The sequence below is a fragment of the Bradyrhizobium sp. 141 genome (assembly GCF_023074055.1).
GTDB lineage: Bacteria > Pseudomonadota > Alphaproteobacteria > Rhizobiales > Xanthobacteraceae > Bradyrhizobium.
Map to the genome: position 1 here is coordinate 389,181 of NZ_JADPKR010000108.1, position 21,881 is coordinate 411,061.

General features: G+C 65.2%; 23 protein-coding genes. 10 read left to right on the plus strand and 13 right to left on the minus strand.

Annotated elements, in window-relative coordinates; all coding sequences use genetic code 11:
- Positions 1-90 precede the first annotated feature (90 nt).
- A complete protein-coding gene (locus IVA81_RS35495; protein ID WP_247326883.1) occupies positions 91-1,170 on the minus strand; it encodes a preprotein translocase subunit SecD in 1,080 nt (359 codons plus the stop codon).
- A gap of 226 nt (positions 1,171-1,396) precedes the next feature.
- On the opposite strand from IVA81_RS35495, the gene IVA81_RS35500 reads away from it, so the two are divergent.
- From IVA81_RS35500 to IVA81_RS35510, 3 genes are all read left to right on the plus strand, one after another.
- Positions 1,397-3,304 carry an acyl-CoA synthetase gene (locus IVA81_RS35500; protein ID WP_247326884.1) on the plus strand — a complete coding sequence of 636 codons (1,908 nt, stop codon included), beginning with the start codon at positions 1,397-1,399 and terminating at the stop codon, positions 3,302-3,304.
- A gap of 193 nt (positions 3,305-3,497) precedes the next feature.
- Complete coding sequence (locus IVA81_RS35505; RefSeq protein WP_247326886.1) at positions 3,498-5,312, plus strand: caspase family protein; 1,815 nt, start codon at positions 3,498-3,500, stop codon at positions 5,310-5,312.
- Positions 5,313-5,345: 33 nt separating this feature from the next.
- Positions 5,346-7,196 (plus strand): caspase family protein, encoded by a 1,851-nt coding sequence (locus tag IVA81_RS35510; RefSeq protein ID WP_247326888.1) that lies wholly within the window; start codon positions 5,346-5,348, stop codon positions 7,194-7,196.
- A 135-nt stretch (positions 7,197-7,331) separates the two neighbouring features.
- On the opposite strand, the gene IVA81_RS35515 is transcribed toward IVA81_RS35510, so the two are convergent.
- The gene (locus tag IVA81_RS35515; protein ID WP_247326890.1) at positions 7,332-8,504 is read right to left on the minus strand and encodes a M20 aminoacylase family protein; all 1,173 of its coding nucleotides are present in this window, start codon (positions 8,502-8,504) and stop codon (positions 7,332-7,334) included.
- 113 nt (positions 8,505-8,617) lie between these two features.
- Entirely contained in the window at positions 8,618-9,925 is a 1,308-nt protein-coding gene (purB, locus tag IVA81_RS35520; RefSeq protein WP_247326891.1) for an adenylosuccinate lyase, read from the minus strand.
- 571 nt (positions 9,926-10,496) lie between these two features.
- Between purB and IVA81_RS35525 the strand changes: the two genes are divergently transcribed.
- Positions 10,497-11,084, plus strand: coding sequence for a TetR family transcriptional regulator (locus tag IVA81_RS35525; RefSeq protein ID WP_247326892.1), 588 nt, complete (start codon positions 10,497-10,499; stop codon positions 11,082-11,084).
- Between the two features lie 28 nt (positions 11,085-11,112).
- Here the strand turns inward: IVA81_RS35525 and IVA81_RS35530 are convergent, their stop codons facing one another.
- The 3 genes from IVA81_RS35530 to IVA81_RS35540 form a co-directional block, all read right to left on the minus strand.
- Positions 11,113-11,418, minus strand: a complete 306-nt coding sequence (locus IVA81_RS35530; protein WP_247326893.1) for a hypothetical protein — start codon at positions 11,416-11,418, stop codon at positions 11,113-11,115.
- 113 nt (positions 11,419-11,531) lie between these two features.
- On the minus strand, positions 11,532-12,182 hold the full coding sequence (locus IVA81_RS35535; RefSeq protein ID WP_246928647.1) for a response regulator transcription factor: 651 nt from the start codon (positions 12,180-12,182) through the stop codon (positions 11,532-11,534).
- Between the two features lie 7 nt (positions 12,183-12,189).
- A complete protein-coding gene (locus IVA81_RS35540) occupies positions 12,190-13,560 on the minus strand; it encodes a histidine kinase (protein WP_247326894.1) in 1,371 nt (456 codons plus the stop codon).
- Positions 13,561-13,745: 185 nt separating this feature from the next.
- On the opposite strand from IVA81_RS35540, the gene IVA81_RS35545 reads away from it, so the two are divergent.
- The 5 genes from IVA81_RS35545 (at position 13,746) to IVA81_RS35565 (ending at position 18,116) form a co-directional block, all read left to right on the plus strand.
- Positions 13,746-14,531: a MotA/TolQ/ExbB proton channel family protein gene (locus tag IVA81_RS35545; RefSeq protein ID WP_247326895.1), complete on the plus strand. Its 786-nt coding sequence runs from the start codon at positions 13,746-13,748 to the stop codon at positions 14,529-14,531.
- Entirely contained in the window at positions 14,528-15,214 is a 687-nt protein-coding gene (locus tag IVA81_RS35550; RefSeq protein WP_246931042.1) for a hypothetical protein, read from the plus strand. Before IVA81_RS35545 ends, IVA81_RS35550 begins: the two co-directional genes overlap by 4 nt.
- Positions 15,207-15,812 carry a hypothetical protein gene (locus tag IVA81_RS35555; RefSeq protein WP_247326896.1) on the plus strand — a complete coding sequence of 202 codons (606 nt, stop codon included), beginning with the start codon at positions 15,207-15,209 and terminating at the stop codon, positions 15,810-15,812. Before IVA81_RS35550 ends, IVA81_RS35555 begins: the two co-directional genes overlap by 8 nt.
- Positions 15,813-15,930: 118 nt before the next feature.
- The gene (locus IVA81_RS35560) at positions 15,931-16,671 is read left to right on the plus strand and encodes a metallophosphoesterase family protein (RefSeq protein WP_247326897.1); all 741 of its coding nucleotides are present in this window, start codon (positions 15,931-15,933) and stop codon (positions 16,669-16,671) included.
- A gap of 5 nt (positions 16,672-16,676) precedes the next feature.
- Positions 16,677-18,116 (plus strand): bifunctional serine/threonine-protein kinase/universal stress protein, encoded by a 1,440-nt coding sequence (locus IVA81_RS35565; protein ID WP_247326898.1) that lies wholly within the window; start codon positions 16,677-16,679, stop codon positions 18,114-18,116.
- A gap of 25 nt (positions 18,117-18,141) precedes the next feature.
- Here the strand turns inward: IVA81_RS35565 and IVA81_RS35570 are convergent, their stop codons facing one another.
- The 5 genes from IVA81_RS35570 to IVA81_RS35590 form a co-directional block, all read right to left on the minus strand.
- Positions 18,142-18,333 carry a hypothetical protein gene (locus IVA81_RS35570; protein WP_247326901.1) on the minus strand — a complete coding sequence of 64 codons (192 nt, stop codon included), beginning with the start codon at positions 18,331-18,333 and terminating at the stop codon, positions 18,142-18,144.
- 24 nt (positions 18,334-18,357) lie between these two features.
- Complete coding sequence (locus IVA81_RS35575) at positions 18,358-18,537, minus strand: hypothetical protein (protein ID WP_247326903.1); 180 nt, start codon at positions 18,535-18,537, stop codon at positions 18,358-18,360.
- A 5-nt stretch (positions 18,538-18,542) separates the two neighbouring features.
- Positions 18,543-18,686, minus strand: a complete 144-nt coding sequence (locus IVA81_RS35580; protein ID WP_247326905.1) for a hypothetical protein — start codon at positions 18,684-18,686, stop codon at positions 18,543-18,545.
- A 165-nt stretch (positions 18,687-18,851) separates the two neighbouring features.
- The gene (gene rpe / locus IVA81_RS35585) at positions 18,852-19,553 is read right to left on the minus strand and encodes a ribulose-phosphate 3-epimerase (protein WP_247326907.1); all 702 of its coding nucleotides are present in this window, start codon (positions 19,551-19,553) and stop codon (positions 18,852-18,854) included.
- Between the two features lie 164 nt (positions 19,554-19,717).
- A complete protein-coding gene (locus tag IVA81_RS35590; RefSeq protein ID WP_247326909.1) occupies positions 19,718-19,948 on the minus strand; it encodes a hypothetical protein in 231 nt (76 codons plus the stop codon).
- Here IVA81_RS35590 and IVA81_RS35595 point away from each other — a divergent pair.
- The gene (locus IVA81_RS35595) at positions 19,947-20,585 is read left to right on the plus strand and encodes an EF-hand domain-containing protein (protein ID WP_247326911.1); all 639 of its coding nucleotides are present in this window, start codon (positions 19,947-19,949) and stop codon (positions 20,583-20,585) included. The genes IVA81_RS35590 and IVA81_RS35595 overlap by 2 nt on opposite strands.
- 13 nt (positions 20,586-20,598) lie before the next feature.
- Here IVA81_RS35595 and IVA81_RS35600 read toward each other — a convergent pair whose 3' ends face one another.
- Together IVA81_RS35600 and IVA81_RS35605 are read right to left on the minus strand one after the other, a co-directional pair.
- Positions 20,599-20,811, minus strand: a complete 213-nt coding sequence (locus IVA81_RS35600; protein WP_247326913.1) for a KTSC domain-containing protein — start codon at positions 20,809-20,811, stop codon at positions 20,599-20,601.
- Positions 20,812-20,861: 50 nt separating this feature from the next.
- Positions 20,862-21,857 (minus strand): P1 family peptidase, encoded by a 996-nt coding sequence (locus IVA81_RS35605; protein WP_247326915.1) that lies wholly within the window; start codon positions 21,855-21,857, stop codon positions 20,862-20,864.
- Positions 21,858-21,881 lie beyond the last annotated feature (24 nt).

A 21,881-nucleotide genomic window follows, 5' to 3' on the forward strand; every position in this document is an offset into this window, starting at 1 on the left:
CGTCTGGCTGCAACACGGCCGTGATTCGGGGCGGCTTCGGCGTCGCGAGGGGGCTGGATGCCCCAGGCGGGGCGTTGGACGATCTTCGCCTTATGGCTTGGCGGCGGGTTGGACGACCTGCTGCTCGACGAGGCCAAGACGACCGGGCAGCGAGCCGGCGCGCAGCAGCATGGCGACGCTGTTGGCCTCATCCAGGGTAAAGTTGCCGGAAATCTGGCCGGAGCCGCCGGTGATGGGCTCGCGGATCACGGGGGCGGAAATCACCTTGTCGTCGAGCGCGATGGCGAAGGGCATTCCAACGTTCTCTGCGGTGATATGGGCGAAGCGCCGCGTACCGCGGCCGTTGAAGCGGAACGAGGCGATCGGCTCCTTCGTCCCGCTGGCAAATCCCGGGCCTGCATAGCTGATGTCGTCACCGTCGAGCGCGCTAGCCTTGACGAGATAGGGAAGCTTGTCCTTGAAGCCGAACATGACTTCCGTCCCCGCCGGAGGCGTGCCCGATTGCGCCTGCTCCGCCGACATCGTGACATCGATCAGGCGGAAGCTGACCTTGACCTTCCTGGCGAAGATCGCGGTGATGCGCTCGGGCTCCATCATCCCCGGCAGGAAGATGCGGATGCGGTCCGTTCCCTCAGGCTGGACGCTGGCCAGTGTGACGCCGGCCTCCTTGAGGCGCTGCTCGATCATGGCGATGGAATCTTCGACAAGATCGCGTAGCCGCGCGGCGGATGCGGCATCGGTCGGCGCGAGCCTGATCAGCCCGTCTCCGGCGTCGGTCACGGTGAGCGCGTGCGTTGGCAATCCCTCTGCCGCCGAGGCGAGCTTGCGCGTGAGCAGGTCACGGCCCTTGGCGTCCGCGATCTTCAATTCGATGCCGCCGTCACGGATCGCAAGGCCGGAGAAGGCGATCCGGCCCTCGCGCATGGTCTTGTAGACGTCGTCGCGCAGATCCGTGGTGACCGCCTCCCGCAAGGCGTCGCTGTCCACCTTGTAGATGATGCGCGATCCGCCCAGCTTCTCCATCTTGTCGGTGATGAATGCCGCGACCTTCGCGCGCATTTTGTCGAGCTGGCTATCCGCGGCAAATGTTGCGGAGGGCAGGGCCATCGTGGCTGCGATGGCGAACGCAGCGATCAGCCGGTTGATGCGGTTCCGCGCGGGCGTCGTCATGATGACCTCAAGTCTTGCGGCAGGGCGCTGGCGAGCGAATTCCCGCGCCAGTTCTTGGTCCCCGGATCGGCCCCAGAGGTTCAAGCGTCGCGGGCCTAGGCAATGGACGAACGCCAAATCATCCATCATTCTGTCCGCGCTCGGCCGGCTATCGGCCGAGGCGTCGCCGCACCAAAATGTCAAAAGACAGGGGCGGGGACATGCATCTGAGGGAGGACGGAATTCCATGGCGGGTACCCATGCGCTCGATCGCTTTATCGGCAACGACTATCCGGACCTGGCGACGGACGCGGATGTCCGGGCCTTCGAGCAGGTCCCTTACGCCGATCGCATCGCGGCCGAGAGCACCTATGACGCCATCATGTTGGGTGCGGCACGCAATCCCGACGGGGCGGCGATCCAGTTCCTGCAGAACGCGGATCCCGCCGACACGCCGGTCGCAGTCACCTACCGCGATTTCATCGCGCGCGTCACGCAGGCCGCCAACATGTTTCATGCGCTCGGTGCGGAGAAGGGCGACGTCATCAGCTTCATGCTGCCGCTGGTGCCCGATGCGTTCGTGACGCTGTTCGGGGCCGAGGCTGCGGGCATCGCCAATCCCGTCAATCCGCTGCTGGAGCCGCATCAGATCGCGGAGATCCTGGAGGCCGCGAACACGAAGATCTTGGTGGCGCTCGGTCCGATGCCGGGCACCGATATCTGGCAGAAGGTTGAGCAGATCCGACCGCAGCTGAAGAATCTCAAGGCGATCGTGCAGGTGTTCGGCGGCGGCGATCCCGCCAAGGGCATCTTTGCCTTCAGCGACCTGATCAAGCAGCAGCCGTCCGACCGGCTCGTCAGCGGGCGCAAGATTTCGGGTGCCGACATCGCCGCCTATTTCCACACCGGCGGCACCACCGGCACGCCAAAGCTGGTGCGGCACAGTCATACCAATCAGGTCTATCAGGCCTGGGCGCTCAACCTGCTGCTGAAGGCGAAACCGGGCGCTAATTTGCTGTTCGGCATGCCGCTGTTTCACGTCGGCGGCTCGCTGACGCAGGTGCTGCTGACGCTGTCGGCCGGCGGCTCGCTGGTCGTGCTGTCGCCGAGTGGCTGGCGCAATCCGAATGCGGTGAAGAATATCTGGCAGCTTGTCGAACGCTTCAAGCCGGAGGCGCTGTCGAGCGTGCCGACGGTGCTGGCCGCGACGCTCGCGGTGCCGCCTGGCAACGCTGATATCTCCAGCCTGAAATACGCCGCCGGCGGCGGCTCGGCGATTCCCGTCGCCGTGGGTTCGGCGATCCAGGACAAGCTGAAGCTGCCCGTGGTCGAGGTCTACGGCATGACCGAGACCTCGAGCGTGCATACGCTCGCCTATCCGTCGCGGCCGATCCGGCTCGGCTCGGTCGGCCTGCCCATGCCTTATTCGCGCGTGCGCATCGTGCAGCTCGATGCCGAAGGCCGCCTGATCCGCGACTGCAAGCCGGACGAGATCGGCGTCGTCATCATGGCCGGGCCCGGGGTGTTCGGCGGCTATCTCAACGACGAGCACAACAAGGGCGCTTTCGTCGACGAGGTCTGGGTCAATTCCGGCGATCTCGGCCGGCTGGATGCCGACGGCTATCTCTGGATCACCGGCCGCGCCAAGGACCTCGTGATCCGCGGCGGCCACAACATCGATCCGGCGCCGATCGAGGAGATCATGTTCCGTCATCCCGCCGTCGGCTTCGCCGCCGTGGTCGGCCAGCCCGACGCCTATGCCGGCGAGCTACCGGTGGGATACGTGCAGCTGAAACCGGGCGCCAAGGTCGAGCCGGGGGAATTGGAGACGTGGGTGCGCGAGCGCACGCCGGAGCGCGCCGCTGTTCCGGTGCAGGTCATCCCGATCGATCCGATGCCGGTGACCGGCGTCGGCAAGGTGTTCAAGCCGCAGCTGCGCTGGGACGCGGCCGAGCGCGTGTTCACCAAGGTGCTCACGCCGCTGGTCGAGCGCGGCATCGATTGCAGGGTCAAAGTCGGTGCCCATGGCAGTCATGGATCGATTGCGACTGTCACGCTTGCCGGTCTGGCGGTCGACCAGCGCGAGCAGGTTGCGAGCGAGGTGCACGCGCTGCTTGCACCGTTCGTGATGCGCCACGAGGTGGTGCAAATGTAGCGCGGTTTCTGCATAGCTCGAAGCAGGCCGACGCTTCGCCGCATTATCCTTACCCCCGTTCGAGGAGCCCTATGTGACAGGTGTCACATAGGAAGAATTAGCAATCTGCGACGCTACCGAATAGTCTCAGGGAATTGCATCCGGGGGGACGCAAGTGATTCCGTTTCGGTTATTTGCATTGTTGATATTGGCGATGGGACTTGCCTGCGGACCGGCGCATGCCGACCGCCGGGTGGCGCTCGTCATTGGCAATTCAGCTTACAAAAGCGCTCCCAAGCTGGGTAACCCTGCGAACGATGCCACTCTGGTCGGTGGCATGTTCAAGAAGGCCGGCTTCGATTCCGTCGACGTCAGGCTGGATCTCAGCGCCAGCGAGATGCGGCGCATGTTGCGTGAGTTTGCCGCCAGGACGCGCGATGCGGAGATGGCGGTGATCTATTACGCCGGCCACGGCATCGAGCTCGACGGAACCAACTATCTCATTCCGACCGACGCGTCGCTGGAGACGGACGGCGACGTTCTCGACGAGACAATCCCGGTCGAGCGTGCGTTGTACGCCGTCGAGCCCGCCAAGCAACTGCGCCTGATCATCCTGGATGCCTGCCGCGACAACCCGTTCGCGAAGTCGATGAAGCGCACGCTGGCGTCGCGCGCGATCGGACGCGGCTTGGCCAAGGTCGAGCCGACCAGTCCCAACACTATGATTGCCTTCGCGGCAAAGGCGGGATCGACCGCGTCCGACGGCGATTCCCGAAACAGCCCGTTCGCCGCCGCGCTGGTCGAGCATCTGCCGAAGCCGGGCCTCGATTTGCGCAAGGCCTTTGGCTTCGTGCGCGACGATGTGCTCAAGAGCACGGGCTACAAGCAGGAGCCCTATGTGTACGGCTCGCTCGGCGGCGACGACGTGCCCCTCGTCGCGAAGCAAGCCCCAACCGGTCCCCAGGCCAACCCGCAGGAGGCCGTGCGCAGGGACTATGAGCTCGCGCTTCAGCTGGCGACCCGCGACGGCTGGGAAGCATTTCTGGCGGCGTATCCGGACGGCTTCTACGCCAACCTCGCCAAGGGGCAGCTGAACAAGATCGGCGCTGAAGAGACGCGCGCTTCGGCCGAACAGAAAGCCAGGGCAGCCGAGCAGGAAAAGGCGAGACTCATCTCCGAGCGCGCCCAGAAGGCCGAGCAGGAGAAGGCAGCGGCTGCGGCCAAGGCTGCCGAAGAGGCGCGAATCGCGGCGGAGAAGCAGAAGCAGATCGAGCAGGCGAGGGCCGAGGCGGCCGAGCACCAGCGCAAGCTGGCTGAGGCGGCGGCGGCGAAGGCATTGGCCGAGAAGCAGGCGGCGGAAAAAGCCAAGGCCGAGCTCGCTGCAAAGCAGGCGGCGGAGAAAGCGGAGCAGGTTGCAAAGCCTGCCGCCGATCGGCAAATGCCCGAAGTCGAGAACCAGAAAGTGGCCGCGCTCTCGCCCGGTACGGCATCCACGTTATCGGCCGCTGACCTCGCCAAATCCATACAGAGCGAATTGCGTCGCGTCGGCTGCCTGACCTCGTCTGCGGAAAGCGAGTGGAGTTCGGCCGCGCAGCGCTCGCTGACGCTGTTCAACAAATATGCCGGCACCCAGTTCGACGTGAAGCTCGCCAGCCTCGATGCGCTCGATGCACTGAAGGCGAAGCCAGGACGCGTCTGCCCGCTGGTCTGCAATTTCGGCTTCAAGGCCGACGGCGATCAATGTGTGAAGATCAGCTGCCGTGCCGGCTATCGCGTCGGCGACGACAACGAATGCGAGAAGATTCCGGAGAAGAAGCCGGTTGCGACGCGGGACGAGTCGAGGAGGAGAGATACGGAGCGAAAGCAAACCGAGTCCGCGCCGTCGAAGCCGGAGGCTTCGGGACAGATCTATTGCAGTTCTACCGGGTGTCGGCCGGTGCAGAAGGGATGCAGGCTGGTGAACGGGGTTGTCTTCGGCCGGGGCAGCCCGAATGGCGCAACTGGTGGAAATTACGAAGTCTGTAACTGATCGCTTCGTCGATCAAAACCGCGGATGAATAGTGTGACTATCGCTCGATATTTCGGCGCATTGATTTTTGCATCTCTCGTCGCCTGCTCGTCCGCGCAGGCCGAGAAGCGGGTCGCGCTCGTCATCGGCAATTCCGCCTACAAGAGCGTGCCGAAGCTTGCCAATCCGGCGAACGACGCCGGCTTGGTCGGCGGCATGCTGAGGAAAGCCGGTTTCGACACGGTTGACGTCAGGCAGGACCTGAACGCGCCCGAAATGCGCAAGGCGCTGCGCGAATTCGGCACCAGGACGCGGGATGCCGATGTTGCGGTCATCTACTACGCCGGTCACGGCATGGAGGTGGACGGCACCAACTATCTGATCCCGACGGACGCCGCTCTGGAGACCGACACCGACGTCTATGACGAGGCGTTGCCGATCGATCGCGTGCTCGTGAGCATCGAGCCTGCCAAGCAGCTTCGGCTCGTCATCCTCGACGCCTGCCGCGACAACCCCTTCTCGAAGACGATGAAGCGCACGGTGGCCTCGCGCGCGATCGGGCGCGGGCTTGCCAAGGTCGAGCCGACCACCCCGAACACGATGATCGCCTTCGCGGCCAAGGCCGGTTCGACGGCGTCCGACGGAGACTCCCGAAACAGCCCGTTCGCCACGGCTCTCGCAGACCACCTGCCAAAGCCCGGCCTGGATCTGCGCAAAGCGTTCGGCTTCGTGCGCGATGATGTGCTGAAGAGCACCGCCAACAAGCAAGAACCCTTCGTGTATGGCTCGCTGGGCGGCGATGACGTGCCGCTGGTTCCCGCCAAGCCGGTTGCGACCGGCCCGCAACCGAATCCTCAGTCTGAGCTTCGGCGAGACTATGAACTTGCGCTCCAGCTCGGTACCCGGGATGGCTGGGAAGCGTTCCTGGCGCAATATCCCGAAGGCTTTTATGCCAACCTCGCCAAGGGCCAGCTGAACAAGATCGGCGCCGAAGAGACGCGCGCCTCCGCCGAGCAGAAGGCGAAGGCGGCCGAACAGGAGAAGACGAGGCTCATTGCTGAGCGCGCCCAGAAGGCCGAGCAGGAGAAGGCGGCCGCGGCGGCCAAGGCCGCCGAAGAGGCGCGGGTCGCGGCGGAGAAGCAGAAGCAGATCGAGCAGGCGAGGGCTGACGCGGCCGAGCAGCAGCGCAAGGTGGCCGAGGCGGCGGCTGCGAAAGCGCTGGCCGAGAAGCAGGCGGCTGAGAAGGCCAAGGCGGAGCTTGCCGCCAAACAGGCTGCGGAGAAGGCGGAGAAGGCGGAGCAGGCCGCAAAGCCGGCGGCTGATCGGCAACTCCCCGAAGTCGGGAACCAGAAAGTGGCCGCGCTCTCGCCCGGGCCGGCGTCCACATTGTCAGCCGCTGACCTCGCCAAATCCGTGCAGAGCGAATTGCGCCGTGTCGGGTGCCTGGCGTCCGCTGCTGAGGGCGAGTGGACGCCCGCCGCGCAGCGCTCGCTGACGCTGTTCAACAAATATGCCGGCACCCAGTTCGACGTGAAGCTCGCCAGCGTGGATGCGCTCGACGCGCTGAAGGCCAAGCCGGGACGGGTCTGCCCGCTGGTCTGTAATTTCGGCTTCAAGGCCGACGGCGATCAATGCGTGAAGATCACCTGCCGTGCCGGCTATCGCGTCGGTGACGACAACGAATGCGAGAAGATCCCGGAGAAGAAGCCCGTTGCCCGTGACGAGCCCAAGCGGCGGGATCAGGAGCGAAAAGACGCCGAGTCCGCGGCACCGAAATCGCAGGCATCCGGGCAGATGATCTGCAACAGCGCGGGCTGCCGGCCGATTGCTAAAGGGTGTCGGCTCGGAACGACCAATAGTTCCTTCAATCCGGCGGTCAAGCTCCCAGCAGAAATCTGCAACTGAAGACGGAGCGATTCCGCCATTCAGCTTGAAGCTCTCGTTTCCCCGCCACGGTTCGAATTCTGCGGGAGCCGTGTGGATTATACGAGCGGACTGCGCTTCTTCGACGTCGCAGTCCAATCCACCTTACGACCCCGACTACCCCGCCGGCATCCGCGTCTCGACGAGGCGCGCCCAGAATGACGCGCCATGGCCGAGGATGTTGTCGTTGAACACGTACGACGGGTGGTGGCACTCGTTGCCGTCGCCCATGCCGACCAGCACCATCGCGCCGGGGCGCGCCTCCAGCATGAAGGAGAAATCCTCGGCGCCCATCATGGGAATAAACTTGTCGTTGACGCGGTCAGCGCCGACGATGTCGCGGGCGACGTCGGCGGCAAGGCCGGCCTCGCGCGCATGGTTCATCGTCACCGGATACATCCGTGTGTATTTCGTCTCGGCCGAGCCGCCATAGGCGCGGGCGACGCTGTCGGCGACTTCGCCGATGCGGCGCTCGACGAGATCGCGCACCTCAGGATCGAGCGTGCGCACGGTGCCGCCGAGCTCGGCGACCTCCGGGATGATGTTGAAGGCCGTGCCGGAGTGGAATTGCGTGATCGAGATGACCGCCGATTTGAGCGGATCGACGTTGCGCGCCACGATCGATTGCAGCGCGTTGACGATCTGCGAGCCGATCAGCACGCTGTCGACGGATTTGTGCGGACCGGCGCCGGCATGACCGCCCTTGCCATGGACCGTGATCTGGATGTTGTCAGAGGAAGCGAGCATCGCGCCGGGCGTGGTTGCGAAATGGCCTTCCGGCAGGCCCGGCATGTTGTGCATGCCGTAGACCTCCTGGATGTTCCAGCGCGTCATCAACCCGTCCTCGACCATGGCCTTGCCGCCGCCGCCGCCTTCTTCGGCGGGCTGGAAGATCAGAACCGCGGTGCCGTCGAAATTGCGCGTCTCGGCGAGATATTTGGCGGCGCCCAGCAGCATCGCGGTGTGGCCGTCATGGCCGCAGGCGTGCATCTTGCCGGGGACTTTTGAAGCGTAGGGCACACCCGAGGTTTCCATGATCGGCAGCGCGTCCATGTCGGCGCGAAGGCCGATGGTCTTGCCGGAGGCGGACTTGCGGCCGCGGATCACGCCGACGACTCCGGTGCGGCCGATGCCCGTCACCACCTCGTCGCAGCCGAACTCGCGCAGCTTGTCGGCGACGATGCCGGCGGTGCGGTGGACCTCGTAAAGCAATTCGGGATTCTCGTGGAAGTCATGGCGCCAGGCGGCCATTTCGTCGGAGAGGGCGGCAACGCGGTTGACGATGGGCATGAGGTGGGATCCGTTTTGTTTTTGCGGTAGCCCGGATGAGCGAAGCGACATCCGGGATCTCTGTGAGAGGGTCCCCGGGTATCGCTGCGCTCACCCGGGCTACGCATCGGTGCTCAGCTTTCCCCGAACACGCGCTTGAAGATCGTGTCGACGTGCTTGAGGTGATAGCCGAGGTCGAACTGCTCCTCGATCTCGGCGTCGGTGAGATATTTCTTCACCTCTGCGTCCTTCTTCAGGAGCTGCAGGAAGTCGCCTTCGCCGCGCCACACCGGCATGGCGTTGCGCTGCACGAGCTTGTAGGCGTCCTCGCGGCTCGCGCCCTTCTGCGTCAGCGCCAAGAGCACGCGCTGCGAATGCACGAGGCCGCCGAGGCGGTCGAGATTCTTCTGCATGTTGGCGGGATAGACCAAGAGCTTGTCGATCAAGCCGGCGAGGCGCACCAGCGCGAAGTCGAGCGTCACGGTCGCGTCCGGGCCCATCATGCGCTCGGCCGAGGAGTGCGAGATGTCGCGCTCGTGCCAGAGCACGACGTTCTCCAGCGCCGGCGTCACATAGGCGCGCACCATGCGGGAGAGGCCGGTGAGGTTTTCCGACAGCACCGGGTTGCGCTTGTGCGGCATCGCGGACGAGCCCTTCTGCCCTTCGGAGAAGAACTCCTCGGCCTCCAGCACCTCGGTGCGCTGCATGTGGCGGATCTCCACCGCGATGCGCTCCACCGAGGAGGCGATCACGCCCAACACCGAGAAATACATCGCGTGGCGGTCGCGCGGGATCACCTGGGTCGAGATCGGCTCGGGGACGAGGCCCATGGCTTTCGCCACGTGCTCTTCGACGCGTGGATCGATCTGCGCGAAGGTGCCGACGGCGCCGGAGATGGCGCAGGTCGCGACCTCCTTGCGCGCCGCAATCAGGCGCTCCTTGGCGCGCGTGAATTCGGCATAGGCATAAGCGAGCTTGAGGCCGAAGGTCACGGGCTCGGCATGGATGCCGTGGCTGCGGCCGATGGTCGGCGTCATCTTGTGCTCGAAGGCGCGCTTCTTCAGCGCCGCCAGCACCTTGTCGATGTCGGCGAGCAGCAGGTCGGCGGCGCGGGTGAGCTGGACGTTGAGGCAGGTGTCGAGCACGTCGGACGAGGTCATGCCCTGATGCACGAAACGCGCCTCGGGGCCGACGATCTCGGCGAGGTGGGTGAGGAAGGCGATGACGTCGTGCTTGGTCTCGCGCTCGATCTCGTCGATGCGGGCGACGTCGAAGGTGGCGTTCTTGGCCTTGGCCCAAACCGTCTTGGCGGCCTCCTTGGGGATGGTCCCAAGCTCGGCCAGGGCGTCCGCCGCGTGCGCCTCGATCTCGAACCAGATCTTGAACCGGGTCTGCGGCTCCCAGATCGAGGCCATTTCCGGGCGGGTATAGCGGGGGATCATCTGACGGCTCCAAAGAGGTGGGCGGGGACACCCCAGGGATGCTAGGGGCGCAGGCTCCGGCCAAAATGCTTTTTACGCCGCGATTTAGCAGAGCGGCGAGGGCGAAACAAACGTTCCGGCCCACGGAGCGGGGTATGGGGCGGTTAATCCACCGGCGGGGGCTGAAACGGGGTCGCCCCGGAACTGAAAAATTAGCTGTCAATCACGGATCATTGACTGACAGATATTGAAATCTGTCAGCGGGACGTGTATATCCGTTCTCGGACGCTCCGATTGGGCGTCCCGCGACAAGCCCCGGGGAGCCCGACATCCGAACCAAGCTCGGATCGGAGGGTGGATTGAAGAACGGGACCGCGGACGAATGGAGACTTAAGACAATGACGACCGAAATCCTCAATCTGACCGGCGTGATTGGGCATTGGCTCAATGTGCTGGTGGCGCGCCAGATCGCGGCGCAGGCTGCAAAACTGCCTCACTAAGGCATAGGCTTTCCGAAACGACCGGCCAGGGCGCTTCGGAAGCAGCTCTACTGCCGGGGTAACTGAGCCCTGAACGGGAACATGGTGCTGGCATGACTGAAGCTGTTGTCTTGACGCCGGAGCGGATCCTCGAAGTCACTGAGGACGTGCTCAGGCGCTTCGGACTTGCCAAGGCCACTGTGGTCGACGTTGCCCGTGCGCTCGATGTGAGCCACGGCAGCGTCTACCGCCATTTTCCCAGCAAGGCTTCGCTGCGCGAGGCCGTTGCCAAACGCTGGCTCGACCGCATCGATGCGCCGTTGCGCGCGATCGTCGAGGAGCAGGGGCCGGCGCCGGCCAGGCTCGATCGCTGGCTGCGTACGCTGTTCGCTGCCAAGCGTTCGCGCGTGCTCGACGACCCCGAGATGTTCGACACCTATCTGACGCTGGCACGCGAGGCCTGTGCGGCCGTCAAGTGTCACAAGGACACCATGATCGACCAGATCGCGGCGATCCTGAGCGACGGCGTGAAGCAGGGCGTGTTTGCCGTGGACGACGTCAAGACCACCGCGCGTGCCATCTTCGATGCCACCGTCCGGTTCCACCACCCGGCTCATGCCGACGAGTGGAGGGACGCCGATCTCTCCGCGCGCGTGGACGCGACGTTGGCGCTGCTTCTGCGCGGGCTGAAAGCGGGATAGACCGCCGCACCTGCTCAGCACGTACCAGTCAAACTCGCGCCTTCTGAAGATGGACGCCGTTGTGAACCGGTGGCGAGGACGCCGAGCGTCTGCGCGCATGGACGTTCGGGTCGGACGATGGCACGACCGGGGGACTTTCCGGATATGCATTGACCGCGATTTCGACGGAGTCCTTTGACCGCTTGCGCAGGCGGTAGAAGGTCAGCTCCTGATCGAGCATGGGGCAGCGGAAGTGGACGACCGCGGTGTCCGGCAGACGGCAGAGTTCGTCGATGAGTTCGCCTACTGTGATGATCGGGGGATGGTCGACTGCGTTGTGATGACCCTTACTCATGACCTATGACTCCTTCACTCCGGTACTAACCGGACTCGGACAGTCTCTGTTCCAATCTTGCTCAGTAGATTGAGAAGCTTCCCGGGGGCCAGGACAGTGCGGCAGCTCTGCTGCTAGATCCTCGTCAGACCGCATGTGGCGGCGAGCCGCACCAGCTGCGCATCCGTGCGCGCGCCGGTCTTGGTCTTGATGAGGTAGTGATAGTTCTGCACCGTCTTCACACTGAGATTGAGATGCGTCGCGATCTGCTCGGTGGTGGCGCCGCCGGCGAACTGGCGCAAAATCTCGATCTCGCGTTCGCCCAGTTGATCCAGCACTGAGCCGGTCGACAGGCTGTCCTCGGCGAGGATATGCGCGATATCGTCGCTCATGGCGCGTTCGCCGCGGGCGACGCTGCGGATGGCACCTACCACCGCCGACGGCTCGCTGCTCTTGGTGACGAACCCGCTGGCGCCGGCGCTGAAGGCGGCTTTCACCAGCACGGCCTCGTTGTGCATGGTGAAGACGAGGATTCGCGCCCGCGGGCTGCGGGCGCGGATGTTGCGGATCGCTTCCAGCCCGCTCGCGCCCGGCATCGAGATGTCGAGCACGACGACATCGGGGTCATGCGCCTTGAAGGCGCCGTAGGCGTCCGCGGCGTTGTCGGCTTCCGCCACGACATGCAAATCGCCCTGGCTTTCCAGCACGCGCCGATAGCCTTGCCGGACGATCGGATGGTCGTCGACGAGCAGCACGGAGATGCCTGTTGCTGCAACCTCGCTCATTTCGGCCTCATGCGGCGAGCGGAATGGTGGCGGCGACACTGAGGCCGCCGCGGGCAGGCAGGATCGACAACGATCCACCGGCGGCCGCAACGCGTTCGCGGATGCCGGTAAGGCCGAATCCGGCCGATTGCGCGACGCGCTCCGCATCGCCGCCGCCGTCGTCCTCGACGTGGATCAGCAGCGCGTTGTCCTCGCCGGCCCGGCGTTCGATGCGCAAGCTGATCTCGCGGGCCGCACCGTGACGCAGCGCGTTGGTCAGACATTCCTGTGCCACGCGATAGGCCGTGGTGGCGGCCGGTCCGCGCACGTCCGTCAGATCACCCCTGAGATCGAGCTGGATCGTCGGCCGCGCCGCGCTCTGCGAACGCCAGCTGTCGACGAGATTGACGAGGCTTGCCTCGAGCCCGAGTTCCACGGGCAGGGGATTGCGCAGGCGCTTCAGCGCATCGCGAAGCGAGGCCATCAGATGATGGGTGGCCTGCGAGATCATGCGTGCATCCTGTGCGATGGCTATATCCCTGTCGTCCTTCGCGCTGGCGGTCTCGATCGTGTTGGCGAAGGCGAGGATGGCGGAGAGATTCTGTCCGAACTCGTCGTGGAGTTCGCGGGCGAGGGCGCGGCGCTCGTCGTCGCGGATCTCGATCAGGCGCCGCGTCAGTGCAGCGCGCTGCTCGGTGGCTTCCTCCAGCCGGCCGCCGAGCTCGCCGACGGCGCTGCCGATCATTGCCAGCTCCATGGAACGGAAGCGTGGTAGTTTAGTGCGATACTGTCCGCGTGCCATGCGCTGCAAGGCGGTCACGATCGCGCGCGCCGGTGCCAGCGCATGCGCGATCGCCAGCGAAGCCAGCAGCGCAATCGCTGCCGCCATCAATAGCGCGACGTCGATCACGTTGAGGATGTACTCCCAAGCGAGCGAAATGGCGGCCGCGGCATCCGGCGTCGCGACCACGCTGCCGGCAGAATCGGCGCGGGGGCTGACTGGCCGCACCACCTCGGCATGGCTGCCGAGGAAGGTCGGCACGATTGCGGCGAACCAGCGCGGCGGCGTCTTGCCCAGTCCCTCGCTCTGGCCGCAGAGCGGCTTCTCGAATGCTGTGGCGGGCTGGAACTCGACGCAGACGCCGGGTGAGATCAGCTTCATCGTCTCCAGGGTGCGCCAGTCCGGAACGGGCAGGAGATGCTCCCGCGCTCTGCTGCTCCGCAACAAAAGCTCACGCCAATACAGCGCCTGAAGCGCCTGTGCCACCCGCTGCGCCGAGGCCGCCGTCGCCCGGTCGACGCTGCGATAGGCGTCGAACGTGGCCCATATGGTTGCCGCGCCGAGACACAGTGCCACGATAAGAAGCAGACGGGCGACGAGCTGAAGCACGAGGCGCATGCGATCACCCCCAACGTTTGGTAAGCTCAGCCTAACAACGCCGCCGCCCCTTGCCAATCGCGGGGTGTGGCAGGACGGCAGCTCGGGCAAATTTCCCAAGCCGGATTGGGCATGGGTCTTTGGACCGGGCGCGGCGGCTTTGATCTAATCGGTGGGGAATTGTTGCAAGCCAGGAGCAGTACGGCATGAGTTCGATGACGATTGGACCGATCGCGCCGTCTGCGACCGACCCATCCGAGCGCAGCGCGCTCCTGTTCTGGATGATCTTCACCGGGCTCTCGATCTTCGCCGTCGTGCTGCTGTGGCGCTTCGGCCTGATCCACCTGATGCTGACCTCGGATCGAACCTACATTTCGAGCGTCATCGCGTTGCTCTATGTCGTCACCTGCGGCCACTGCTTCCTGCGCACGCGGGCGATTGCCCGTGAGGGGGCCGCGGCGCGGCGCTGCCGGGCGATGCTATCGGCCACCGGCGGCAGCAAGGCGCTGGAGGCGGGGGCGACCGCGCTGCCGCGCGGCCTCGTACGCGATCACATCCAGAGCCTGGTGACCAAGGCCGCCGCGCAGGACTACCGGCCGGTCGACCAGACGCTGCTGCTGCGGACGCTCGCCGACCGGCTGCGCGGCTCCAATGGGTTCGGCGCCTTCGTCTCGGATACGCTGATGAAGCTCGGCCTGCTCGGCACCATCGTCGGCTTCATCATCATGCTGGCGCCGATCGCGGGGCTGGACGCCGCGGACAAGGTCGCGATGCGCTCCTCGATGGGGCTGATGAGCGACGGTATGGCGGTCGCGATGTACACGACGCTCGCCGGGCTCGTCGGCTCGATCCTGGTCCGCATCCAGTACTACATGCTGGACGCCGCGACCCAGCAGGTGTTCTCGGATGCCGTGGTGCTGACCGAGACCCATGTGACGCCGGTGCTTGAGCGCCAAGGTGCTGGAATAAAAGGCGCCGGAACCTCGTCATGATGGATGATTTCGGTCTCTATCCGCGCGAGGAGCCGTTCGATCCGCTGGGCGTGATGCTGTTCAAGGCGCTCCAGGTGATCGCGTTTCTCTTCTTCCTGGCGCTGCTCGCGGTCTCCCCGGACGCCAAGGAAGGCAAGATCGACTCCAAGGCCGAGTTCATGATCACGCTGGACTGGCCGGACAGTCACCCCGACGATCTCGACCTGTTCGTGCAGGATCCCGTCGGCAACATCGCCTGGTATCGCCACCGCGAGGCCGGCTTCCTCACCCTCGACCGCGACGACCGGGGCGGGGCCAACGACTTCATCGTCGTCGCCGGCAAGAAGATTGCCTCACCCATCCGCGAGGAAATTGTCACCGTGCGAGGCATCGTGGCCGGCGAGTACACCGTCAATGTCTCGCATTTCGTGGCGACGACGGGCGAACCCGTCACAGCCAATGTGAAGGTGCAGAAGCTCAATCCAACGGCTCAGGTGGTGTTCGACAACAAGTTCACGCTCGACCACACCGGCGACGAAAAGACCGCGGTGCGGTTCCGGCTCGATGCCGAGGGCAAGGTGATCAACGTGGACCAGCGGCCGAAATCGCTGCTGGAGACGTTCCGCAGCAGTTGGCGTAACGGCGCCGATCTCGACCCGAGGACCGGTGTGAGCAGTAACGCTAAGAGGGTGCGCCGTGACTAGCCTGCAAACGGTCATCCTGACGCTGTCAGTCGCCTACGCCGTCATCGGCGCACTGCTGCTGGTCGTGCTGGTCTACGCGCGCCTGCACTGGTCGCTGAAGGCGATCGCCGTGGTCGTGACCAGCGCCTTCTATGTCGTCAGCTTCACCGAGATGCGCGGGCTGCTCGGCTGGGCCAGCGCCGACCGGCTGCCGACGACCTTCAAGCTGTTGAAGGCCCGCATCGTCGAGCCGCATTCGCTTCAGGGCGATCCCGGCTCGATCTATCTCTGGGTCGAGCAGCTGGATGAGGACAATCGGCCAAGCGGCATCCCACGAGCCTTCCGCGTGCCCTACGATGACAGGCTCGCCGACAAGACCCATGCGGCGGAGAACGAGATCGCTCTGGGACATCCGCAAGGCGGGCGCGCCGCGGATTTCGGCGGCGGCGATGGCAGCCTCATCGACATGGTCCGCGAATATGTGACGCCCAAGACGATCCTGGAGACGACCGGCGGCGATTCCTCGACCGGCGAGTTCATCGCCCCGCCCGCCGGCGCGCAAGGCGCAGTGTTCACGCCGATCCCGCCGCCCCGGATGCCTCCGAAGGACGAGCAATAGGCTCTTCAGCATCGTGACGGCGGCGCGCTGGTAAACGGCGCGGCGCTGGCGCATGGTTTTGACCTCCCTCAATTTGGCCTTATCGACTTTCGATAAGAACCCTGAGGGTGGAGGGTGCGTGCTCCTAGCTGTCTTCTCGGATATCCACGGCAACCGGCAAGCCTTCGAGGCCTGTCTGAAGGTCGCCCGTGCGAAGGGCGCGGAGCGATTTGTCCTGCTCGGCGATTTCGTCGGTTATGGCGCCGATCCCGAATGGGTGGTGGATACCGCGATGGAGCTCGTCGCCCAGGGTGCTGTCGCCGTGCGCGGCAATCACGACCAGGCGGTCAATTCCTCGGCAGAGACCATGAACGCCGAGGCGCAAATCGCGATCGAGTGGACCCGCGGCCGGCTTGACACCGCGCAGCGGCGGTTCCTGGCCGAATTGCCGATGCTGGTGGAGGACAGCGATCGTCTGTTTGTGCATTCGGAAGCCTCTCACCCCCCGCGCTGGCACTATGTCCGCTCGACGGTCGACGCCGCCAAGAGCCTGATTGCGACGCCCGCCCATGTCACCTTCTGCGGCCATATCCATCGTCCCGCGCTCTATTCGATGTCGGTGACGGCGAAGATGACGAGCTTCGTGCCGAAGACCGACGTCCCGGTGCAACTGCTGCGCGGACGGCAATGGCTCGCCGTGCTCGGCTCGGTTGGCCAGCCCCGCGACGGCGATCCGTCGGCAGCCTTCGTCTTGTTCGACACCGAATCGTGCCAGATCACCTATTGCCGTGCGCCTTATGACGTCGCGACCGCGGCGGACAGGATCCGCGACAACGGCCTGCCGCACTGGCTTGCCGACCGACTGTCGCAGGGACGCTGACGGCTATGCCGAAATCACTGGTCAAATCCGGCGCGGAGATCGACGGCTACACCATCGGTGAATGCGTTCATGCCGGCGGCATGGCGACGCTGTGGACGGTCACCCATCCCGGCATCGACATGCCCTTGCTGATGAAGATTCCGCGGGTGTCGGAGGGCGAGGACCCCGCCGCGATCGTCTCCTTCGAGATGGAGATGATGATCCTGCCGCGGCTCGCGGGTCCGCACGTCCCGACCTGTTTCGGCACCGGCGATTTCGCGCGTCAGGCCTATGTCGTGATCGAGCGCATCGGCGGCACCACGCTCTACAAGCGGCTGCCCGACCTGCCGCTGCCGTATGACGAGGCGCGGCAGCTCGTCGCCAAGATCGCAACCGCGCTTGCTGATCTCCACCGGCAGAACGTGATTCATCACGACATCAAGCCGAGCAGCATCATGTTCCGTGAGAGCGGCGAGGCGGTGCTGATCGACTACGGCCTGTCGCATCACAACCACCTGCCGGATCTCTTGCAGGAGGAGTTCCGCCTGCCTTACGGCACCGCGCCCTACATGGCACCCGAGCGGCTGTCTGGGGTGCGCGACGATCCGCGCAGCGATCTGTTTTCGCTCGGTGTGCTGCTATATTTCTTCACCACCGGCGAGCGGCCGTTCGGCGAGGGCGAGACGCTGCGTGCGATGCGGCGCCGGCTGTGGCGTGATCCGTATCCGCCGCGCAAGCTCCGCGCCGATTATCCGCCCTGGCTTCAGGAGGTGGTGCTGCGCTGTCTCGAGATCGAGCCGGTGTGGCGCTATCCGACGGCGTCCCAGCTCGCCTTCGATCTCGCCCATCCGGACCAGGTCAAGCTCACCACGCGCTCGGAGCGGATCAAACGCGACTCCCTCGGCGTCGCATGGCGCCGCCGCTTCAACCAGGGCGTCATGGCGCCGCGCGCGAAATCGGATGTTGCCGCCCAAATCGCGTCGAGCCCGATCCTCGCTGTCGCGCTCGACACGGTGGAAGGCGCACCGGAGCTGAACGAGGCGCTACGCGTGACCACCGAGCGCATCCTCGCCACCTTGCCGTCGGCGCGGCTTGCCTGCGTCAACGTGCTCAAGCTGAACCGGATCGCGATCGACCGGACGCTGGACGAGCAGGGATCCAACAAGCATATCGACCGTCTGGTGGCGCTCAGGCATTGGGCGACGCCGCTCAAACTGGACGAGAGCCGGCTGTCGGCTCATGTGCTGGAGGCGGTCGATCCCGCCGCCGCGATCCTGGAGTTTGCCGAGGCCAACCAGGTCGACCATGTCATCATCGGCGCGCGGCAAGGCTCGTTCAGGCGCACGCTGCTCGGCAGCGTCTCGGCCAAGGTGGCCGCGGAAGCGGCCTGCACCGTCACCGTGGTACGGCCGCCGCGGATGGCTGGGGAAGTCGGCGAGTCCCATGCCGCCGAAGGGCCGGGATAGGCCGCCTGGCGAGCTGAGGGGTGGATCAGGCCGCGTGGGCGGAGTGGGAGACGCGCTTGCGGCGGATTGGCCAGGAGAAATGCGGGCCGGGCTCGCCGTGATCCGCGCTGCCGCCAAAATACTGGATGATCTCGCGGCAGGGCTCGCAATTGAACAGGTTGCGCGACGCGGATGCCTTGGTCATTTCCTTCAGGCAGTTCGGGCAGTGCGGTTTCATGGGAGGGGTCCGGAAAAGGAAGTCTCAGTGTCGTCGCTGCGAGAAAAACGAATGATCGAGGTCCGAATTGTCGAGCCCGGCATCGTCGTCGGGCGCGCCATCGGCGCGCTCGAGGCGGCCGAAGAAATAATCGAGGCCCGGATGCGGGCGGCGCGGAATCCGGCACCTGCGCTTCGGCTGGCGCTTCACGAGTGCGATCTGCATGGCGCTCAGCCCCGGCGACGATGAAGGTGGATGATGCGGGCAGAAGCCGCGACCTTCACCGGTCGCGCCACGTAGAAGCTGCGAGCCGCAATCGCCGCATTGAACCCTAACCACAACGCTACGCCAGTCCAAACCAGGGTCGTCGTCATGATGTGCTCCCGTCAAAAGCAAGCAGGAGTCACTTGCGGTGATTTGCGCGAATCAGTGAAGTCCGGATGAGTACGGATCAAGAGTGCAATTTTGGACGTCGCGCGTTGCAACACCCGTAAAAGCCGCGGGACTTTCCGCCGTCCGCCTGCGCCGCTTGAACCAGCTCAAATCGCTTCGCCGCGGGCCCCTAGCGCAGCGTTGCGGATCGCGGCGATGTTGGTCTTGTAGGCTTCCTGCGTGCCGCCCTTGAACACGGATGTGCCGGCGACGAAGGCGTTGGCGCCGGCCGCGGCGAGCGCGCCCGCAACGTCGGCACCGACGCCGCCGTCGACCTCGATGTCGATCGGGCGTCCTGCCGTCATCGCGCGGATGTCGCGGATCTTGCCGATCGCGGAGGGGATGAAGGCCTGGCCGCCGAAGCCGGGATTGACCGACATCACCAGCACGAGGTCGACGAGGTCGAGGACATATTCGAGCGTGCTGACCGGCGTGCCGGGATTGAGCGAGACGCCGGCCTTCTTGCCGAGCGCGCGGATCGCCTGGAGCGAGCGGTGCAAATGGGGACCCGCTTCCGCATGCACGGTGATGTGGTCGCAGCCGGCTTTCGCGAAAGCCTCGAGATAGGGGTCGCAGGGCGAGATCATCAGATGTGCGTCGAAGATCTTCTTCGTATGGGGACGCATCGCCTTGATGACGTCGGGGCCGTAGGAAATGTTGGGAACGAAGTGACCATCCATCACGTCGAGATGGATCCAGTCGGCGCCGGCGGCGTCGACGCTGCGCACCTCCTCGCCGAGCCTGGAGAAATCCGAAGCCAGGATCGAGGGCGCGATTGCCAGGGGGCGGGGGGCGAAGGCTTGGGTCATGGCGCGATTTCCCGTGGCGACCGTGAAAGATGGGCCTCGCCTAACATGGGCCTCCGTGGCGGGCAATGCAGGGGAGGCGTGCTTCCTGTGGGCGGAAATTTCTGCCGCGACCGGCATGAATTGCCGGTCTTCCCGGGCCGTCCAAGCCGCGGCGGCGGCGGATTTCATTGAACTTTTTGCGTTGGCACGACGCTTGCTGACATCACCTGCAGAACATTGGCCGCGGCATGCCGCGTCGGTTGGAGTTGTGCAATGTTGTTTGCCCTTGGCGCTGTCTCGAGTGCCCTCGACGCGATCCAGTCGCTGACGAACTCGAAGTCGTCTTCGTCGACGCAGAAGGCCGGATCTTCGCAAGGCGCAACCAACCCGTTCGCGATCGACAGCACGGGCAGCATGACGACCTCGTTGGTCAGTTCAGGCAGCCCCCCACAGATCGCGCCGGCGACCATGAGCGCGCTGCTCGCGGCGCAGAGCCAGTCGACCGACGGCGCGAGCAGTTCGGCGAGCTCGACCTCGTCGAATTCGTCGTCCTCGGCGTCGAAGGGCCGGGAGGCTGCGCTCAAGGATCTGTTCTCGCAGATCGATGCGGACGGCGATGGCAGCATCACCAAGTCCGAGTTCGAGGACGCGCTGGGCGCCGGCGGCACCAACCTCGCGCAGGCCGATAACGTGTTCTCGAAGCTCGATGCGAACTCCGACGGCAACGTCGGCCTTGACGAGATCTCGAAGGCGCTGAAGAGCGGCCACCACGGACACCATCACGCGCAAGGTGCCGGCGGCTCGGGCGATGGATCGGATTCCTCGTCGAAGTCCAAGGGCGGATCGACCTCGACCACGACGACCGCTGCCGACGGCTCGACCACGACGACCGTCACCTATGCCGACGGCTTCAAGATGTCGACAACGGTGCCGGGCGCCTCCAGCCCCCGTAATTCGGCCTATGATCTGTTCGCGCAGTTGATGCAGCGGCAAGGCGGGCAGGGGCAAAGCGCCCCGGCGGCGGCCGGCTCGTCCATGTCGATGAGCGTGTGAGCGGCATCCGAGATTAGCCGGCATATTCGTGCGTGATGTCACGATAGACATACCGGTCACGGATTTCGTGGTTGAAGAACGTCCCCTTTGCGCGCGCGTCCCTGAACGCGGCGGCGACCTCGGGCGGAACGTCCTCGTAGACATAGAGGCGTCCGCTGACAAAGGTCACCTTCAATTCGCGCGTGTCGGGCGCATAGCGAAAGAAGCGGATCACGGAAGACGGCATGGCGGTAAACCTTGACCTGCCAGGGTAACGCCGTATCCGCCGTTTCGTTTCTAACCGAACCTGTCCTTCCACGCCGGCTGCGCCCCCGGAAATGGCAGCGCGGTCGCGTTGTACACGCCGCTCGCAATCGCGCGCGCGACCACGTTGGCGGCGACCATGCCGAGCTCGGTGAGCTCAACCAGCGGCTCGATCGGCTTCTCGCAGGTGGCCGCAGCGAACAGCACGTCGCCGTCAAGTGGAGCGTGCACCGGATAGATCGCGCGTGCAAATCCGGTCTGGGCGATCATCGCGAGCCGTTTGGCCTGTGCCTTGCTCAGAATCGCGTCGGTGACGACGAGGCCGATCGTCGTGTTCTCGCGCTCAGTCGCGGCCGGACCGCCCTTGATACGCATCGCCAGCATGTCGGGCGTGAAGCTTGGCGGCAGGCCGCGTCTGCCGAACTCGCCGTTTTCCTCGAATGGTGCGGCCCAGAACCAGGGACCGTTGCCGACAGTGACGCTGCCGACCGCATTCACCACCATGATCGCGCCGACCTTGATGCCGTTCGCGGTCACGGCCGACGCCGAACCGATTCCACCCTTGAAGGTGGCGGTGGTGGCACCCAGGCCCGCGCCGACGCTGCCGAGCGCGAAGTCAGCCCCGGCGGAAGCCGCGGCGGCGTAGCCGAGGTCGCGATAGGGTGAAAAGCGGCCCCAGGCCTTGTTGCCGCCGTTGAGCAGGTCGAACACGATCGCGCCGGGGACGACGGGGATCACGGCCTCCCTTACCCTGAAACCGCGGCCCTGTTCGGCGAGCCAAGCCTGTACGCCGCCACCGGCATCGAGCCCGAAGGCGGAGCCGCCGGAGAGTGCGATCGCGTCGATCCGCTCGACCGTATTGGCGACGTCGAGCAGCGAGACCTCGCGCGTGCCCGGGCCGCCGCCGCGAACATCGATGGCCGCGACCGCCGGGGAATCGAAGATGATCGCCGTCGTGCCGGAGGCGACTTTGGCATCCTCGGCATGACCGACGCGGACGCCGGCGATATCGGTGAGGAGGTTGTTCAAACTGGCCTCGCGAGCTCAAAGGAG

Bases quoted from the DNA above. Each gene is read 5' to 3' on its own strand.
- IVA81_RS35495 (WP_247326883.1), bottom strand. From the start codon at position 1,170: ATGACGACGCCCGCGCGGAACCGCATCAACCGGCTGATCGCTGCGTTC.
- IVA81_RS35500 (WP_247326884.1), top strand. From the start codon at position 1,397: ATGGCGGGTACCCATGCGCTCGATCGCTTTATCGGCAACGACTATCCG.
- IVA81_RS35505 (WP_247326886.1), top strand. From the start codon at position 3,498: ATGGGACTTGCCTGCGGACCGGCGCATGCCGACCGCCGGGTGGCGCTC.
- IVA81_RS35515 (WP_247326890.1), bottom strand. From the start codon at position 8,504: ATGCCCATCGTCAACCGCGTTGCCGCCCTCTCCGACGAAATGGCCGCC.
- purB (WP_247326891.1), bottom strand. From the start codon at position 9,925: ATGATCCCCCGCTATACCCGCCCGGAAATGGCCTCGATCTGGGAGCCG.
- IVA81_RS35525 (WP_247326892.1), top strand. From the start codon at position 10,497: ATGACTGAAGCTGTTGTCTTGACGCCGGAGCGGATCCTCGAAGTCACT.
- IVA81_RS35530 (WP_247326893.1), bottom strand. From the start codon at position 11,418: ATGAGTAAGGGTCATCACAACGCAGTCGACCATCCCCCGATCATCACA.
- IVA81_RS35535 (WP_246928647.1), bottom strand. From the start codon at position 12,182: ATGAGCGAGGTTGCAGCAACAGGCATCTCCGTGCTGCTCGTCGACGAC.
- IVA81_RS35540 (WP_247326894.1), bottom strand. From the start codon at position 13,560: ATGCGCCTCGTGCTTCAGCTCGTCGCCCGTCTGCTTCTTATCGTGGCA.
- IVA81_RS35545 (WP_247326895.1), top strand. From the start codon at position 13,746: ATGAGTTCGATGACGATTGGACCGATCGCGCCGTCTGCGACCGACCCA.
- IVA81_RS35550 (WP_246931042.1), top strand. From the start codon at position 14,528: ATGATGGATGATTTCGGTCTCTATCCGCGCGAGGAGCCGTTCGATCCG.
- IVA81_RS35565 (WP_247326898.1), top strand. From the start codon at position 16,677: ATGCCGAAATCACTGGTCAAATCCGGCGCGGAGATCGACGGCTACACC.
- IVA81_RS35570 (WP_247326901.1), bottom strand. From the start codon at position 18,333: ATGAAACCGCACTGCCCGAACTGCCTGAAGGAAATGACCAAGGCATCC.
- IVA81_RS35575 (WP_247326903.1), bottom strand. From the start codon at position 18,537: ATGCAGATCGCACTCGTGAAGCGCCAGCCGAAGCGCAGGTGCCGGATT.
- IVA81_RS35580 (WP_247326905.1), bottom strand. From the start codon at position 18,686: ATGACGACGACCCTGGTTTGGACTGGCGTAGCGTTGTGGTTAGGGTTC.
- rpe (WP_247326907.1), bottom strand. From the start codon at position 19,553: ATGACCCAAGCCTTCGCCCCCCGCCCCCTGGCAATCGCGCCCTCGATC.
- IVA81_RS35595 (WP_247326911.1), top strand. From the start codon at position 19,947: ATGACGACCTCGTTGGTCAGTTCAGGCAGCCCCCCACAGATCGCGCCG.
- IVA81_RS35590 (WP_247326909.1), bottom strand. From the start codon at position 19,948: ATGCTGCCCGTGCTGTCGATCGCGAACGGGTTGGTTGCGCCTTGCGAA.
- IVA81_RS35600 (WP_247326913.1), bottom strand. From the start codon at position 20,811: ATGCCGTCTTCCGTGATCCGCTTCTTTCGCTATGCGCCCGACACGCGC.